Consider the following 16,191-nt stretch of genomic DNA (forward strand, 5'->3'; position numbering starts at 1 on the left):
CTTATGTCATCATCTATGACAAATTGGAAATTCATATATTTTGTTGGAATCGGCGGCATAGGCATGAGCGCATTGGCAAGATGGTTTGCTGCAAATGGATTTGCTGTGGCGGGTTACGATAAAACTTCAACAACATTGGTGCAAAAACTAGTGGAGGAAGGCATTCCGGTTACATTAGAAGATGAGATTGAAAGCATTCCCGCCGAGTTTCTGAAAGAGCCAAACGACACGCTTGTGATTTATACGCCAGCTGTTCCTGTGCAGCACAAGCAAATGCATTATTTCCGGGATCAAAATTTCCTGATTCTGAAAAGGTCACAGGTTTTGGGTTTGTTGACAAAAAATTTAAGAACAATCGGCGTTGCAGGAACGCATGGGAAAACAACAACTTCCTCGATTGTCGCGCATATACTAAGGCATGCGAACGTTAATAGCACCGCTTTTTTGGGCGGAATTACCCAAAATTATGGAACAAATTTGCTTCTGAACGAGCCGACGGATAATCTGGAAGCGGTTTTTTGTGTGGTTGAAGCAGACGAGTTCGACCGGTCGTTTCTAACACTTTTTCCGGAGATCGCGATTGTAACTTCCACGGACGCGGACCATTTGGACATTTACGGAGCGCACGAGGCAGTGCTAGAATCGTTCAGAGATTATGTAAGTCAAATTGATGACGACGGCGTGCTTTTCATGCGCGACGGACTCGGACTTGCTGCGGCCACCAAGGCAAAAGTTTTGACTTATTCACTGAAAACAGGAGCTTATCATTCCGACAACATTCGGATTGCCAATGCACGTTTCGTCTTTGATCTAATCCATCCTGATGGAAAAATTGAAGCGATTGCAATGAAAATCCCGGGTTATCATAACATTGAAAACGCCGTTGCGGCCAGCGCTGTGGCTTTGTATGTGGGCGTGAGTGAAGAGAAAATTAAAGAAGCATTGGAAAATTATGGCGGTGTGAAGCGGAGGTTTGAATATCAGGTTGAGGAAGAAGGACATATTTACATTGACGATTATGCGCATCATCCTACTGAAATTGAAGCATTCCTTTCTTCGGTGAAGGGATTATATCCAGGAAGACACATTACAGCCATTTTTCAGCCACATTTGTTCTCCCGGACGCGCGATTTTGCAGATGGTTTTGCAGAGAGTCTTTCGCTGGCCGACAGGCTTTTGCTATTGGAAATTTATCCGGCCAGAGAGTTGCCGATTGAAGGCGTGACTTCTGAAATGCTGATCGAAAAGGTGACTTTGGAAGACAAGCAGCTTGTTGCTAAGGATAAAGTACTGAGCGTTTTAGCTGGTTTAAATACGGATATTGTGGTCACAATCGGGGCGGGAGACATCGATACGCTGGTGGAGCCGATCAAGCACTTATTGCATATTCCAATTGTGAATAATTAGTCAAAGCATTTTTAATATTACTAAGATGTTACGTAAATTTGACTATCCATGGCTTTTGTTGAAACGCAGTTTGTGGCTCATTTTGCCGATTGCCGGGATAGGCATGGCCGAAAGTAAGCTTGGTAATCAGCGTTGTACGAATCTGGTAATTTCGATTCAAGGAGATTCAGGCACGCGATTTCTTAATCAAATGGATATCAGGATGCTCGTCACTGAAAACGGCGGAGATCCTTTGTTGGGAAGCAGATTGAGTGATGTTGCCCTGCATAACCTTGAAGATCGGGTTCGCAGGAACAAGCTTATCAGGAAATGCCAGGTTTATCGTGACCTGAAAGGCAATGTTGTGGTGGAAGTTGAACAGGAAAAGCCATTGGCCAGATGGATCAACACTTCCGAAAATGGCGAGATGCGCAATTCATCCGGATACTATATCAGTGATGAGGGCGTTTTTTTTCCATTGTCTGACAGTTATTCCGCGAGAGCATTGCTTGTTTCCGGTTCATTTTTTAATGAAGCAGAAACATTGAAGACAACAAAAGGGGCATCTATGATGGAGTTTTTAAAGTTTCTGAACACAGATCCCTTTTGGAAAGCGCAAGTGGCACAGCTGAATGCAGATAAAGATGGTGAAATCTCGCTAATGACAGTTTTAGGAGACCAGCGAATTGAATTTGGAACAGCAGAAAATTATGAGTCTAAGTTCGAAAAGCTTAAAATGTTCTATAACAGGGTGTTGAGCCAAGATTGGAGCAGATATAAGAAAATTAGTATTAAGTATCAGAATCAAATAGTTTGTGAATAATAATTCACCATTAGCATGGCACACGATAAAATTGTAGTAGGAGTTGATATTGGGAGCACGAAAATTACCGTGGTTGCAGCACAGGGAGCCGCATCAGGTTCCCGGAAAAACAACATTGAGATATTAGGTTTTAGCGAAGTTCCGGTGCCTTCTGGCGCAGTTGTGAACGGAGCTGTTGAAAATATAAAACAAGTTGGAAGTGCAATCCGTGAGGCATTATCCGAAGCCTCATCTCGCTCAGATCTCGACATTGCAGTCGTGAATGTAAGCTTTGGAGGCACGCAGGTTAAGGTTACCAAACAAAGCGATGGCGTGATCAGGCCATCCGCATCATCGGGAGAGGAAGTTACGCAACGCGATGTGGATCAGTTGGTTGACGACATGTATCGCGCGAAAATTGAGCCTAATTACGATGTGCTGCATGTTTTACCAATGGAATTTGTAGTTGATAATTCCATGAATGTTCGTGAGCCGGTTGGCAGAACGGGCATTAAATTAGGCGGCAATTTCCTCATTGTTTCCGCAAACAGCCAGTCAATCTTACGCACCAACAAAAGTTTGGCCGACGCAGACCAAAATTTGAAGTGCGACAAAATGATCTTCGCTCCCCTGGCAACAAGCCTCGCAGTTTTAAATGAGAACGAAATGAAAGCCGGCATCGCGCTGGTGGACATTGGAGATCACACCACAGATCTTGTTATATATCACGACAGCATTATCCGCCACATTGCAACCTTCCCGATCGGCGGCCGACACATAACAAGTGACCTGGCAATAGGCTGCGGCATTCAGATTGAAAATGCGGAAAGGTTGAAACACGAATACGGCGTTGCCATCGCTGCCGACGTTCCCCTTAACATTGAAATCTTTGTCAATTTCCTTGCAGGACGTGCTCCAAAGCAGGTTTTAAAAAGAAATGTTGCATTAATTATTGAGGAAAGGCTGAAAGAAATTGCTGCAATGGTCTATGCAGAAGTGATCAAGTCAGGATATCTGGACAAGCTGATCGGAGGCCTTGTGCTTACGGGAGGTTCGGCAAATATTGACGAGATAGAAAAGCTTTTTGAAAAAGTCACTAACCTGTCCGTCCGCGTTGGATTTCCGGAAAATCTGGAAAGAACTGCCAAAGCGGATGCCGTGAGCAATTCTTCTTACAGCACAGCAATCGGTTTGGCCTGGGCCGGACTAAAAAACATTGATCCAAGGGTTAAATCCATATGCAAACCAACTTCCTCTTTCAATACAGGGGCTGTTGTACAAAGAGAAAAACCGAAACCAGTCACAAAAGAGCCGGCAAAAAAGAATGGCACTTTTTGGGACAGTTTCAACAGCATTATTGGTAAAAAAGATGATAGTCTGGATGACTATTGATTAAGCAAAGCAGTTACACGCGTTAACCTCGGAAAATATGAATAAAAGCTTGTTGCAATCTTTAGACCAAGACTACATTGTTAATGAAATCATAAAAGATCAGCCCACTGGTGAACGCCAGGAGGAGCCAGCGATCATTAAAGTGATTGGCGTTGGAGGTGGAGGAAGTAATGCGGTGAATTACATGTTTGAAAGAAAAATCAAAGATGTTGAATTCGCAGTTTGTAATACGGATCGCCAGGCTCTGGCCAACAGTCCGGTGCCGGTAAAAATCCAGCTTGGTGCTACATTAACCCAAGGTTTGGGAGCCGGAACGGATGCCACAAAGGGAAAAGAGGCAGCCCTCGAAACCATTGAAGAAATCAAAAATTTGCTCGGCGGATCTACACAAATGGTGTTTATCACCGCTGGTATGGGCGGTGGAACAGGAACCGGTGCAGCTCCCGTAATTGCGCAACTTGCCAAGGAAATGGGCAAGCTGACCGTTGCAGTTGTGACAGCGCCATACACCTGGGAAGGACTCGATAAAAAAGAGCAGGCACTGGAAGGGATTGAGCAATTGAAAGAATACAGCGACACCGTGCTTGTGGTGTTAAATGATAAGCTTGAAGAACTTTACGAAGACATGACGCTGACGCAGGCTTTCGCCGAGGCGGACGGAATTCTTTTGAATGCAGTGAAAAGTATTTCCGAAATAATCACGACAAACGGGAATATCAACACGGATTTTAAGGACGTTGAAAAAGTGTTAAAAAACGCTGGGCAGTCAGTAATGGGAACTTCTGAGGCAACCGGAGCCGACCGCGCTTCAATGGCTATTAAAGAGGCCTTGGATTCGCCGTTATTGAATGATAGAGACATTCGTGGGGCAAAACGCATTCTTGTGACGCTTGCCACTAGCAAGAAAAAAGAGGCAACGATGAAGGAGCAACGCGAAATCTGGCGTTATGTTCTTTCGCAAGTTGGTGGAGAAGCGCGTATGTTCAAACTGGGAACGATTACAGACGATTCATTGGGTGACAAGCTGCGGGTAACGATTGTAGCCGCAGGTTTTGATAGCATTGAATCACCCATTCCAGGAATAGAATTACGCAGTGGATTGAAAGGTAAATTGGTTGAGCCAGCGCCTGTTGTCGCACCAAAAATAGAAGTGATTGCGGAGCCGGTTCAGGAAATTGTTTATACAAGCGAACTGGAAGAAAGCACGCCAACAGGCCCAATTGACCTGATTCTTGACAACGAAATTATCTCAGACGGATATAAACAACTGCCCATTACGGACATTGAAGGAAATAATGACTGGGACAACCAGGAGATCGGAAAACTTGAACTAATGATTGCGTCGTTCAAAGACGGGCTCGTGAAGTTTACTGATCTTGAAGGGCCAGCTTTCCGCCGAAGTCATGTGGAGCTCTGGAAACGCCCGGCGATTCCGGCCACCGAAATGGAACAGCATTGGTTGAAATAAGCATTGAAAAGGGAGCGAAAGCTCCCTTTTTTCGTTAGAAATGGATCATTTGTCCAGCCTGCAATTCCAGCAACTCTTTATACAAGGCATTGGTGATTACATTTTCACTATAATGAGCGCGGATCTGTCCAAGCTTGACGCGCAAAGCCAGCGTATTCATGCCCAAATAGCTGAAAACGTCATTGACGTGACTCAACGCCAAAGCAGCGCCTTGCATATTTGAAGATAGGCCCACCAGTGCGGCTTTTTTATTAGTGAAACTGTTGGGATAAGGAAGCCCATCAATGAATGCCTTGAGCACACCAGGATACGATCCATTGTATTCCGGGACGATAAACACAAACTTGTCGGTTTGTTCAAGCAAGGCTTTCAAATTATTAAATTGCTCGTTTTTGCCACTATTTTCATACATCGCGGAAACAGTGAAATCATTGGGCAAATTGATCAGATCCAGGATCAGGTTTGGTGCATTCAGGTTGTTCAGAATCTCCTGATAATATTCTGCAATCTTGCGTGACATCGAATTGGGCCTGTTTGTGCCAACGATAATTACAATGGGAGAAGAGGATGTTGTCATTGAAAAACAAAAATGAAATTGCCGGACTAATGCAGTCGGGTTAATAATCGTCTGGTTTATTAACAAATTAAGAACAAAATTGTTCAAGAAGCGTCGGAAAGCGCAACGCGAATTGAAGAAGGCTCCGCAGATCGTTTTATTATACACAACATTTATTGCTATATTTGAGCCCAATATTCATCACGAAAAGCAGTTAAAAATCTGATATTCAGGTTTTTATGTATTAACTCACGTAAAAATATGTCCTGGTTTATTCGCAAAGAGAAAGGTATTAATACACCCACTGAAATGAAGCGTGAAGCTCCGGATGGGTTATGGTATCAATGTTCCAATTGCAAGAAAATTACGCCTACCAGAGAACATAAGCAGAATGCATTCACTTGCCCGCATTGCAACTATCATGAGAAAGTGGGTTCTGATGTCTATTTCAGCTTGCTTTTTGATGATAACGAATTTATCGAGCTGGATGAAAATCTAACTTCCGGCGATCCCCTTCATTTTGTTGATACAAAAGCATATCCCGACCGCATTAAATCGACAATGCAGAAGACTGGATTAAAGGACGCAGTTCGCACTGGTCATGGGAAAATGAATGGCCTGGATATTGTAATCGCTTGTATGGATTTCAACTTCATCGGCGGATCAATGGGCTCGGTTGTGGGAGAGAAAATCGCCCGTGCCATCAGTTATGCGTTAGAAAATAAGCATCCGTTTTTAATGATCTCAAAGTCGGGTGGAGCGCGTATGATGGAAGCAGGTTTTTCTTTAATGCAAATGGCAAAAACTTCCGCGCGTCTGGCTCAGTTATCCGAAGCCAAAGTGCCATACATTTCGCTTTTGACAGATCCTACAACAGGTGGCGTTACGGCTTCCTATGCAATGCTGGGTGATTTCAACATTTCCGAGCCAGAAGCATTGATCGGTTTCGCAGGACCCCGTGTTATCCGTGAAACGATTGGTAAAGATTTGCCAAAAGGATTTCAAAGTGCTGAATTCGTTCTAGAACACGGATTTCTAGATTTCATCGTGGATAGGAAGGATTTGAAAGATAAATTAACAAGTCTCCTCAACATGCTCAGTTGATATGCGTTTGATCTCCCATCCGGTTCTTTGCAACTATTACGTGACTTATCGCTGCAATGCATCATGTAGTTTTTGCGACATTTGGGAGAAGCCTTCGCCTTACATTACGGTTGAAAATCTAAGAGAAAATTTAAGGGATTTAAAAAAGCTAGGCGTTAAAGTCATTGATTTTACCGGAGGCGAACCATTGCTGCACAGGCAGTTGGATCTGCTTTTGAAAGAAGCCAAAGACCACGGCATGATCACAACCGTGACAAGCAATGGTTTGCTTTATCCTAAACAGGCGGAAAAACTCCGCGGCCTCGTTGACATGCTCCATTTTTCCCTTGACTCTCCTGATCGGGACGAGCATGATCAATCCAGAGGAGTCAAATGTTTTGATAAAGTAATGGAATCCATTGCTGTGGCAAAAGCGCTAGGGGAGCGTCCTGACATCATTTTCACTGTTTTTGAAGATAATGTGCATAAGATACGGCAGCTTTGGGAAGAGGTTTGTGTGCCTAACGATCTTGTCCTGATTCTGAATCCGGTTTTTGAATACAATAATGTCGGTTCAAATCTTTCGAAAGAGGCTTTGAATGAACTGACGTGGTGGGGAAAGCAAAAGAATGTTTATCTCAACGATGCATTTATCCAACTAAGGCTGGACGGAGGAAATCATGTTAACGATCCCATTTGCAAAGCGGCAAGCACGACGATCGTCATTTCGCCGGAAAATAAATTGGTTTTGCCATGTTATCATTTAGGTTTGAAAGACTTTCCTATTGAAGGAAATCTTTTCGAATTGTATCATTCTGACGAAGTGCAAAAACTCGTCGCGCTGGAAGGTAAATTGCCCGCCTGCGAAGGCTGCGCGATCAATTGTTACATGCAGCCTTCTTTTGCAGTCGAAGTGAATAAATATTGGTGGAAAGCTCTTCCCAGCACCATTAAATACAACCGCATCAAAGGCACCTGGAAGCAAATGGTCGGGTTTTAAACTATAAGCAGCCCTCTTTTCTGCGTGTGTCAGTAATCGAACTGATCTTCCATCCTGTGCTTATTTTGATCAGTGTAAACACATTCACGCCGCAATGTGAAAACTTCTCGCCCAGAAAGAATTTATATGGCGCCCATACAATCGCCATCGGCCCATCCACCGTTATTTTGACGTCATAAATCTGTTCGTCCCACTTTTGTTCGTGCGGTTTTCCCACAGCTTTGACAAAACCATTGATGGATTCCGTTTTCATTGCAATTGAATCAGACGGATTTTGTGGAACAGACATCATAGAGCTCCCAACTGCGAAGGCGCTGCGGACCATTGAAGAATCTCCGGCGCGCATGCCATCAAATAACGTGTTGACTGTCTGCATAATGCCGGGATCATATTTTTGGCAAAAGGCGCTTGATGTGCAAAAAGCGAAGGAAAAGATCAGTAGAGAGAGCCGGATATGATTGGAGGTGATGGCGATTTTCATTAATTGGTATAGTTTTAACAAAAGCTTAATTTTGAGCCCGTTTTGAATTTGAGAATTAATTATGTCGGAAAAAATAGTTAAAAAAGTAGATATTAAAAATCGCAAGGCCTCATTCGAATATTTCTTCATTGAAGAGTTTACGGCTGGCATGGCATTGACGGGGACAGAAATAAAGTCAATCAGACAAGGCAAGGTGAATTTTCAGGATGCATATTGTCTGTTTATGGACGGAGAGTTGTTTATCAGAAGTTTACACATTTCCCCATACACGGAAGGCACACATTACAACCACGATCCGATGCGGGATCGCAAATTGCTAATTACTAAAAGAGAAAAGAAAAAGTTGGTGGAAAATCTGAAAGATCAGGGTCTGACGATCATTCCGGTAAGATTGTTTACGAGCGAGCGCGGACTTGCAAAATTGCACATTGCTTTGGCAAAAGGTAAAAAACTATACGACAAGCGGGATACGATCAAGGAAAGGGATGTGAAGCGCGAAACGGATCGGATGAATTTTTAGCATATTTTTTGAATTTCCCGGCGCGATTTTTAAGGTAAAAATTCATATATTGTCAGAATTAAATACCTCAAGGGCTCATGGGTAAAGTACTGGTTCTTAATCAAGATTATAGTGCGTTAAGTGTTTGCACAGTTCCAAAGGCATTTTTGTTAGTGTATATGAACAAGGCCGAAATGCTGGCCGAATCACCACGTCATTATCTCCGAACGGTTAACGACAAATATCCCATGCCCGTCGTGATCCGCCTGAACCGTTACATTCACATTCCGTATCGCGGTGTTGTAATGACAAGGCAAAATCTTTTCAAGCGGGACAGTAATCGATGTCAGTATTGCGGCACACACGATAACCTCACATTGGACCATGTTATCCCAAAATCCAGAGGCGGCAAAACAACCTGGGATAATCTCGCCACCGCTTGCAAACGCTGTAATTCACGAAAAGGCGATCACACTCCAGAAGAAGTTGGAATGCCACTCCGCCAGCGTCCGTTTCGTCCCTCTTTTTTGATGTTTATCAGAGATTTTTCCGGCCTGGCCGATGATGAATGGCTTCCCTATCTGGGCGTAAAGGAACGGACTTACTAATTATGGTTCCTCACTTCGTAGCCTTCACTTCCCTTAAATATCCTTTTTCTTCTGATTTTCAAATATAAATCCTGGCATCCTGGGAAGTTATTTTGAAAACGCGTACTTTTGCGCTCTATTTTTCCAAAAACACTTGTTTAACTAATTTTCAGCTATTTAGCTCGGAAGCTGATGTACACAGAGCAATAATTCCTATTTATGTCTAAGGAAATTCAACATCAACCACTTCCTGATTTCGATTGGGATAAAGCAGCAGACAAAGGTTTCGGCACGGGTTACTCAACTGCAGACCGCGATCGTTTCGAACAAATGTATGAGACTACAATTTCTCCTGTTCAGGAAAAAGAAGTAGTAAAAGGTATTGTAGTTGGTATTACAGATCGGGAAGTAATCCTTAACATCGGTTTCAAATCTGATGGTATCGTTTCTTCCAATGAATTCCGCGATTTGCCAGGAATGAAAATTGGCGACGAAGTGGAAGTTTACGTAGAAAACCAGGAAGACGCTCAGGGTCAGCTTGTTCTTTCACGCAAAAAAGCAAAAGTTATTACTGCATGGGATAACATTCAGAAATCGTTTGACGAGGATGTGGTTATCGATGCTAACGTGAAAAGAAGAACTAAGGGTGGTCTTATTGTTGATATATTCGGCATCGAGGCTTTCTTGCCAGGTTCACAAATCGATGTTAAACCGATCCGCGATTTCGACATTTTTGTTGGAAAACGTATGGAGGTTAAAGTTGTTAAGATCAATTATGCTAATGATAACGTAGTTGTTTCGCACAAAATATTGATCGAAAAAGATCTTGAAGCACAGCGTCAGCAAATCTTGAATAACCTTGAAAAAGGACAAGTTCTGGAAGGCGTTATCAAGAACATGACAAACTTCGGTGTGTTCATTGACCTTGGTGGTGTAGATGGTCTTCTTCACATTACAGATATTTCATGGGGTCGTATCAACCACCCATCTGACTTGCTTGCGCTTGATCAGAAATTGAATGTGGTTGTTTTGGATTTCGATGAAGAGAAAAAACGTATCTCTCTTGGCTTGAAACAACTTCAGTCTCACCCATGGGATTCTCTTGCAGAAGAAATCCAGGTTGGATCGAAGGTTACAGGTCGTATCGTTAATGTTGCTGATTACGGCGCATTCCTTGAAATCAAACCAGGTGTTGAAGGTTTGATCCACGTTTCTGAAATGTCATGGTCTCAGCACCTGCGCAATCCTCAGGAATTTATGACTGTAAATGATGAGATCAGTGCAGTTGTGTTGACTCTGGATCGCAACGAACGCAAAATGTCTCTTGGAATTAAGCAATTGACAGAAGATCCTTGGACACAAGCTTCTTTGAAAGAGAAATACGCAATCGGAACACGTCACAAAGGTGTGGTTCGTAACCTTACCAACTTCGGCTTGTTCATTGAGCTTGAAGAAGGAATCGACGGTCTTGTACACGTTTCTGACCTTTCATGGACCAAGAAAATCAAACATCCTTCTGACTTCGTTAAAGTAAATGACGAGCTTGAAGTTGTAGTTCTTGAACTTGATGCTGACAACCGTCGTCTGGCTCTTGGTCACAAACAACTTGAAGAAAACCCATGGGATACTTTCGAAAGCATCTTTGAAGTCGGTTCTGTTCATAAATCTACGATCGTTGCTAAAGGTGATAAGTTCGCAACACTTGAACTTCCTTACGGAATTGAAGGCGTTTCAGCTATCAAAAACCTGACGAAAGAAGATGGAACGGTGGCAGAAGTAGGTGAAAGCCTTGACTTTACTGTTCTTGAGTTCTTGAAAGACGAGAAGAAAATCGTTCTTACGCATTCCAAAGTAACCAAAGCAGCGCCTGCTCCAGAAGAGAAGAAAGAAGACCGTCCTACAAAAGCGCAGTCATCTGCTCCTGCGAAAAGCGCTCCTGTTGCTGACTCAACCAAAGAAGGTGAGAAATCTACTTTCGGAGACTTAAGCGTTCTTTCAGCATTGAAAGAGCAAATGGAAGAAAGCGAAAAGAAAGGAAAAAAGTAAACAATATAGCTAAGTAGCGAATTTTTTTGATACTTTTGCACCCGGATTAGCTGCCAGCGCAAGCAGCAGCTAATCCAATTTTGGTTCCGTGGCCGAGTGGCTAGGCAGAGGTCTGCAAAACCTCGTACAGCGGTTCGAATCCGCTCGGAACCTCCCATAGATTGTGTGTATGGCGCCTGCCATGGCACACAAAAAAATACTCAAAAAGTGCCATTTGGAGAAAGCCGAAATGAAGGTTTCCAAATGGCACTTTTTTATTCTAACTTATTGATATTCAGGAGTTATTAGCGAAGAGAAAAACTGAAAAAAATATCGATAAATTAGACAAATTATAAATAAGAAGGGCACCTAAAATATCCCCTAAATACTTTTGTGGATAAAAAATCGTGAGCTAGTTTTGTCTGTTGAAGAATAATGAATAGTTGATTATGAATATACCATTCCGAAAGGACTCTAAGTTTTGTTCCTTCTTTAGTTACTCAAAAACATTTGTAGCTATCGTAATAGCTATCTTATTAAGCATTCCAAGCTTAGTATATGCTCAGGACAGCACGGCTGCTGCTGGGGCTGCACCCGCAGGGGGCGGCGACGCAGCCAAAGGGGAAGCTCTTTTCAAAAATAACTGTGCGCAATGCCATGCTGTTACGGATGAGCGCGTTGTTGGTCCAGGTTTGAAGGGGGCAAGTGCACGTCATGATTTTGCCTGGCTTTCAAAATGGGTACGTAACTCTCAGGCTGTTATCGCTTCAGGTGATCCGTATGCTGTGAAAATCTATAACGAGTACGCTAAGGCTCAAATGACAAGTTTCCCCAACTTATCAGATGATGATATCAAGGGGATTTTTGCATACATAGACCAGGCAGGCGCAGCTGCACCTGCGGCTGCCGCGGCACCTGCTGCTGGCGGAGCTTCTGGTGGAGCAGCATCTGCACAAGGCGGTGGTCCTTCGGATTTGTTTGTGATTGTGCTTGGAGCGCTTGTTGTTGTGATGCTTCTGGTGCTTGGAGTTCTCTTGGTGATCGTTTCATTGCTGTCGAAAGCCGTTAGCGGAGAGCCAGGTGTGGTTGTTGAGAAAGAGGATTTTATGACGCGTCTTGGCAGCTCACTCAAAAGAATTGCCAGTGACCCCGCCATTCGTTCTGCAACGATCTGGATATTTGTTTTACTTGTTTTGAAGGCAACCATTGATGGTGCGTATAGCGTTGGTGTGCAGCAAGGTTATGCTCCAAAACAGCCTATTTCGTTCTCACACAAATTGCACGCAGGCGAGTATAAAATCGATTGTAACTACTGTCACACAGGTGTTAACAGAGGTAAGTCAGCGCACATTCCTTCGGCTAACATTTGTATGAACTGTCACGGAGTTATCAAGAAAGAATCTCCTGAAATTCAAAAGATCTATACTTCGATTGAAAATAACCAGCCAATTGAATGGGTTAGGGTTCACAATCTTCCCGATTTGGCGTATTTTAATCATGCTCAGCACGTTAACGTCGGTGGACTGGAATGTCAGAACTGCCACGGCGAAGTTGAGAAAATGGAAGTTATTCAGCAGCGCTCATCCCTCACAATGGGATGGTGTATTGATTGTCACCGTAAGACTGAGGTCAACACGAAAGACAACAAATACTATGATAAATTAGTACAACTGCATGCTGGTGAAAGTAAGGAAGCACTGAAAGTGGCTGATATTGGTGGGTTGGAATGTTCTAAATGCCATTATTAATCAAAAAACATTAATACCAGAATACAACTCATTGTATTTAATTTTTTATGGAAAATACAAATAAAAGATACTGGAGAGGGCTTGAAGAATTGCGGAATGACGAGTCGTTTGTAAAAAACGCTTCTTCGGAATTCGGTGAAGCGCCTGCTCAAAACCAGTATGAAAATTTGCTTGATGGATCAGGTACTCATAGACGTGACTTTCTTAAGGTTTTAGGTTTTGGTATGGCTGCCGTGTCATTGGCGGCTTGTGAAACTCCCGTTAAAAAAGCAATTCCTTACGTAAATAAGCCTGAGGGTGAATTTCCTACGATTGCAAACTGGTATGCTTCTACTTATATGGAAGGTGGAGACTACGCAAGCATTCTGGTGAAGACGCGCGAAGGGCGTCCGGTTAAAATTGAAGGAAATGCACTTTCGACAATTTCAACGGGAACCAGTGCAAGAGTTCAGGCATCATTGCTTGGGCTTTATGATAACGAAAAATTAAGAGGCCCTAAAAAAGGCGATGATACAAAAGTTAGCTGGGACACAGTTGACAAAGAAATTCAAGACCAACTTAACCAAATTGCTGCCAGTGGAGGCGCCATTCGCATTGTCTCCCCAACAATAGTAAGCCCTTCGACAAAAGCAGTTATTGCAGACTTTACTACGAAATTCCCGACTACGCGCCATATTATGTATGATGCGAATTCGTCATATGCAATTGTAAGGGCTAATGAGCTTTCTTTTGGAAAGGCTGTTTTCCCATCCTATGATTTTAGTAAGGCAAAAGTAATCGTTGGGATCGATGCAGATTTTCTTGGTTCGTGGGTTATGGCGGATGGCTTTGCTAGTCAATATGCTGAAACGCGTCGCCTGAGCAGTGGAAAAGACGGCAAGAAGGAAATGTCGAGGCACTATCAGTTTGAGACAAGACTGTCATTAACTGGTTCTAATGCTGACTATCGCGGAGCGGTTAAGCCATCAGAAATTGGAGCGGTCGTTACAAACTTATACAACAAAGTCGCTTCCAAACTTGGTGGTACGTCAATAACGGCTTCCGCATTACAGGTTCCTAATCTTGATAAAGCTGCTGCTGATCTGATCGCAGCGAAAGGGCAAGCAATTGTAGTTTGCGGAATCAATGATCCTGCGGTGCAAACTGTGGTGAACGGATTGAATGCATTGCTTGGAAGTTACGGGTCCACGATCGATCTGGACACACCATTGAACTTGCGTCAAGGCAATGATGTGCTTATGAATGAGTTCATTGATGAAGTGAAGGGTGGAAAAGTTGCAGGTGTCATCATTTATGGTGCAAATCCTGTTTATGATCATCCTCGTGGTGCTGAACTTGCAGCTGCGCTTCCGAAAGTTAAACTTGGTATTTCATTCAGCCACCGTGCAGACGAGACTTCGTCACTGGTAAAATATATTTGTCCAGCTCCTCATTATTTGGAGTCTTGGAACGATGCCGAGCCAAAAGCTGGATTGTTCAGTTTGGCTCAGCCAACGATTAGCTTGATCTTCAATACACGCCAGGCACAAGCAAGCCTCTTGAAATGGGCGGGCCGACCTTTTGACTTTCATGAATATGTGAAGGCTTATTGGAGAAGCAATGTTTTTGCTCAGGGCGGAACGGGAGATTTTGAAAAGTTCTGGATACAGTCACTGCATGACGGCGTGTTTCAGGGAACGCGTGCCGCAGGCACTGGCGCAACATTCGCAGGAAATATTGCTGAGGCAGCAGCCGCCGTCGGCAGAGGCGCAAAGGCAGGTTCAGGAATCGAATTGGCACTTTACGAAAATGTGGCAATCGGAACTGGTGCATTTGCGAATAACCCTTGGCTGCAAGAGCTTCCTGATCCAGTTACAAAGGCAACTTGGGATAATCACGCATGTGTTTCGCAGAAGACCGCGACCGACCTTGGTGTAGTACAGGGTGATGTAGTGAAAGTCGAAGCAAAAGGTAAATCTGTTGAACTTCCAATTTTGATCCAACCGGGACAACCTAATGGAACCGTTGCAGTATCAATTGGATATGGACGTGAAAAGTCTGGTAAATCTGGTGACGGAGTTGGAAAAAATGTATATCCGTTTGCTACAATCAATGCTGGATTCGTGTCACTTTATCCAGGTGAGGCTACAATTACTAAAACGGGTGAGTTCCGTGAAATAGCGCAGACGCAGACGCACGACACGGTTATGGGTCGTAAGTCTGTTTTGCAAGAAACTATTCTATCTAAATTCCAAAAAGATCCTTTGGCAGGTCGGTTTGTTCCGAAAGTAGAAACTTCAGAAGGAGCGGTTGACGCGACTGATTTAACTTTATGGAATGGACACAAATATAAAAATCACTCGTGGGGAATGGTCATTGACCTTAACTCTTGTGTTGGTTGTGGATCTTGTGTAGTAAGCTGTATTTCGGAAAACAACATTCCGGTTGTTGGAAGACAGGAAGTAATCAATAGACGCGAAATGCACTGGATGCGCATTGACCGCTATTATAGCTCTGATGCAGAAGTTGGCGATTATAAAGCAATGGAAATTGCTTCACAAAATCCGGACGTTACTTTCCAGCCAATGCTTTGCCAGCATTGCAACAATGCTCCTTGCGAAACGGTTTGTCCTGTACTTGCGACAACACATAGCTCTGAAGGCTTGAACCAAATGACTTACAACCGTTGCGTTGGAACACGTTACTGTGCAAATAACTGCCCTTATAAAGTGCGTCGTTTCAACTGGTTCAAATATTTTGATAACGATAATTTTGATTACAACTTCAACAACGATCTTGGCAAAATGGCCATCAATCCTGATGTGACCGTTCGTTCAAGAGGAGTAATCGAGAAATGCTCAATGTGCGTGCAACGCATTCAAGAAGGCAAGCTGACAGCCAGAAAAGAGAGAAGACGCGTTGCTGACGGGGAAATTATAACAGCGTGTGCGCAATCTTGTCCTACAAATGCGATTACGTTTGGAGATATGAACGATCCTGAAAGCAGAATTTCACAAGTGCTTGAAGAAGAAAGAGAAGGGCGTGCATTCCACATGTTGGAAGAAATTAACACCCGTCCTCAGGTTGCATATCTTACGAAGGTTAGAAACAAGGATGTAGAGACCAGCAAGCAGCCGGCATAAATTGCATAGTTAAGTTTTAAGAAGGTTAAATCATTATAAATC

At 43.4% G+C, this 16,191-nt stretch carries 13 protein-coding genes and 1 tRNA gene; 12 read left to right on the forward strand and 2 right to left on the reverse strand.

What is annotated here, in order from left to right:
• Positions 1-15 precede the first annotated feature (15 nt).
• From murC to ftsZ, 4 genes are read left to right on the forward strand one after another with little or no spacing between them, the layout of a single operon-like run.
• Entirely contained in the window at positions 16-1,407 is a 1,392-nt protein-coding gene (gene murC, locus LZG73_RS20620; RefSeq protein WP_233854175.1) for a UDP-N-acetylmuramate--L-alanine ligase, read from the forward strand.
• Between the two features lie 25 nt (positions 1,408-1,432).
• The gene (locus LZG73_RS20625) at positions 1,433-2,209 is read left to right on the forward strand and encodes a cell division protein FtsQ/DivIB (protein ID WP_233854177.1); all 777 of its coding nucleotides are present in this window, start codon (positions 1,433-1,435) and stop codon (positions 2,207-2,209) included.
• 15 nt (positions 2,210-2,224) lie between these two features.
• Complete coding sequence (gene ftsA, locus LZG73_RS20630; protein ID WP_233854179.1) at positions 2,225-3,580, forward strand: cell division protein FtsA; 1,356 nt, start codon at positions 2,225-2,227, stop codon at positions 3,578-3,580.
• Positions 3,581-3,617: 37 nt separating this feature from the next.
• Positions 3,618-5,048 carry a cell division protein FtsZ gene (gene ftsZ, locus LZG73_RS20635; protein WP_233854181.1) on the forward strand — a complete coding sequence of 477 codons (1,431 nt, stop codon included), beginning with the start codon at positions 3,618-3,620 and terminating at the stop codon, positions 5,046-5,048.
• A 34-nt stretch (positions 5,049-5,082) separates the two neighbouring features.
• On the opposite strand, the gene LZG73_RS20640 is transcribed toward ftsZ, so the two are convergent.
• The gene (locus LZG73_RS20640) at positions 5,083-5,625 is read right to left on the reverse strand and encodes an NADPH-dependent FMN reductase (RefSeq protein ID WP_255697311.1); all 543 of its coding nucleotides are present in this window, start codon (positions 5,623-5,625) and stop codon (positions 5,083-5,085) included.
• Between the two features lie 240 nt (positions 5,626-5,865).
• Here LZG73_RS20640 and accD point away from each other — a divergent pair, with 240 nt between their 5' ends.
• Both accD and LZG73_RS20650 read left to right on the forward strand, forming a co-directional pair.
• Positions 5,866-6,708, forward strand: a complete 843-nt coding sequence (gene accD / locus LZG73_RS20645) for an acetyl-CoA carboxylase, carboxyltransferase subunit beta (protein ID WP_233854182.1) — start codon at positions 5,866-5,868, stop codon at positions 6,706-6,708.
• Between the two features lies 1 nt (position 6,709).
• Positions 6,710-7,687, forward strand: coding sequence for a radical SAM protein (locus tag LZG73_RS20650; RefSeq protein ID WP_233854183.1), 978 nt, complete (start codon positions 6,710-6,712; stop codon positions 7,685-7,687).
• A gap of 1 nt (position 7,688) precedes the next feature.
• On the opposite strand, the gene LZG73_RS20655 is transcribed toward LZG73_RS20650, so the two are convergent.
• A complete protein-coding gene (locus LZG73_RS20655; protein ID WP_233854184.1) occupies positions 7,689-8,168 on the reverse strand; it encodes a nuclear transport factor 2 family protein in 480 nt (159 codons plus the stop codon).
• Between the two features lie 61 nt (positions 8,169-8,229).
• Here LZG73_RS20655 and smpB point away from each other — a divergent pair, with 61 nt between their 5' ends.
• From smpB to LZG73_RS20685, 6 genes are all read left to right on the forward strand, one after another.
• Positions 8,230-8,688: an SsrA-binding protein SmpB gene (gene smpB, locus LZG73_RS20660; protein ID WP_233854187.1), complete on the forward strand. Its 459-nt coding sequence runs from the start codon at positions 8,230-8,232 to the stop codon at positions 8,686-8,688.
• A 77-nt stretch (positions 8,689-8,765) separates the two neighbouring features.
• Positions 8,766-9,275, forward strand: coding sequence for an HNH endonuclease (locus tag LZG73_RS20665; RefSeq protein WP_233854189.1), 510 nt, complete (start codon positions 8,766-8,768; stop codon positions 9,273-9,275).
• 198 nt (positions 9,276-9,473) lie between these two features.
• Positions 9,474-11,300 (forward strand): 30S ribosomal protein S1, encoded by a 1,827-nt coding sequence (gene rpsA / locus LZG73_RS20670; RefSeq protein ID WP_233854190.1) that lies wholly within the window; start codon positions 9,474-9,476, stop codon positions 11,298-11,300.
• Between the two features lie 82 nt (positions 11,301-11,382).
• Positions 11,383-11,453: transfer RNA gene (locus tag LZG73_RS20675), tRNA-Cys, on the forward strand.
• 275 nt (positions 11,454-11,728) lie between these two features.
• Positions 11,729-13,027, forward strand: a complete 1,299-nt coding sequence (locus LZG73_RS20680; RefSeq protein ID WP_233854191.1) for a c-type cytochrome — start codon at positions 11,729-11,731, stop codon at positions 13,025-13,027.
• 47 nt (positions 13,028-13,074) lie between these two features.
• A complete protein-coding gene (locus tag LZG73_RS20685) occupies positions 13,075-16,149 on the forward strand; it encodes a TAT-variant-translocated molybdopterin oxidoreductase (RefSeq protein ID WP_233854199.1) in 3,075 nt (1,024 codons plus the stop codon).
• The last annotated feature ends 42 nt before the right edge of the window (positions 16,150-16,191 follow it).

This window comes from Dyadobacter sp. CY326 (genome assembly GCF_021390515.1).
GTDB lineage: Bacteria > Bacteroidota > Bacteroidia > Cytophagales > Spirosomataceae > Dyadobacter.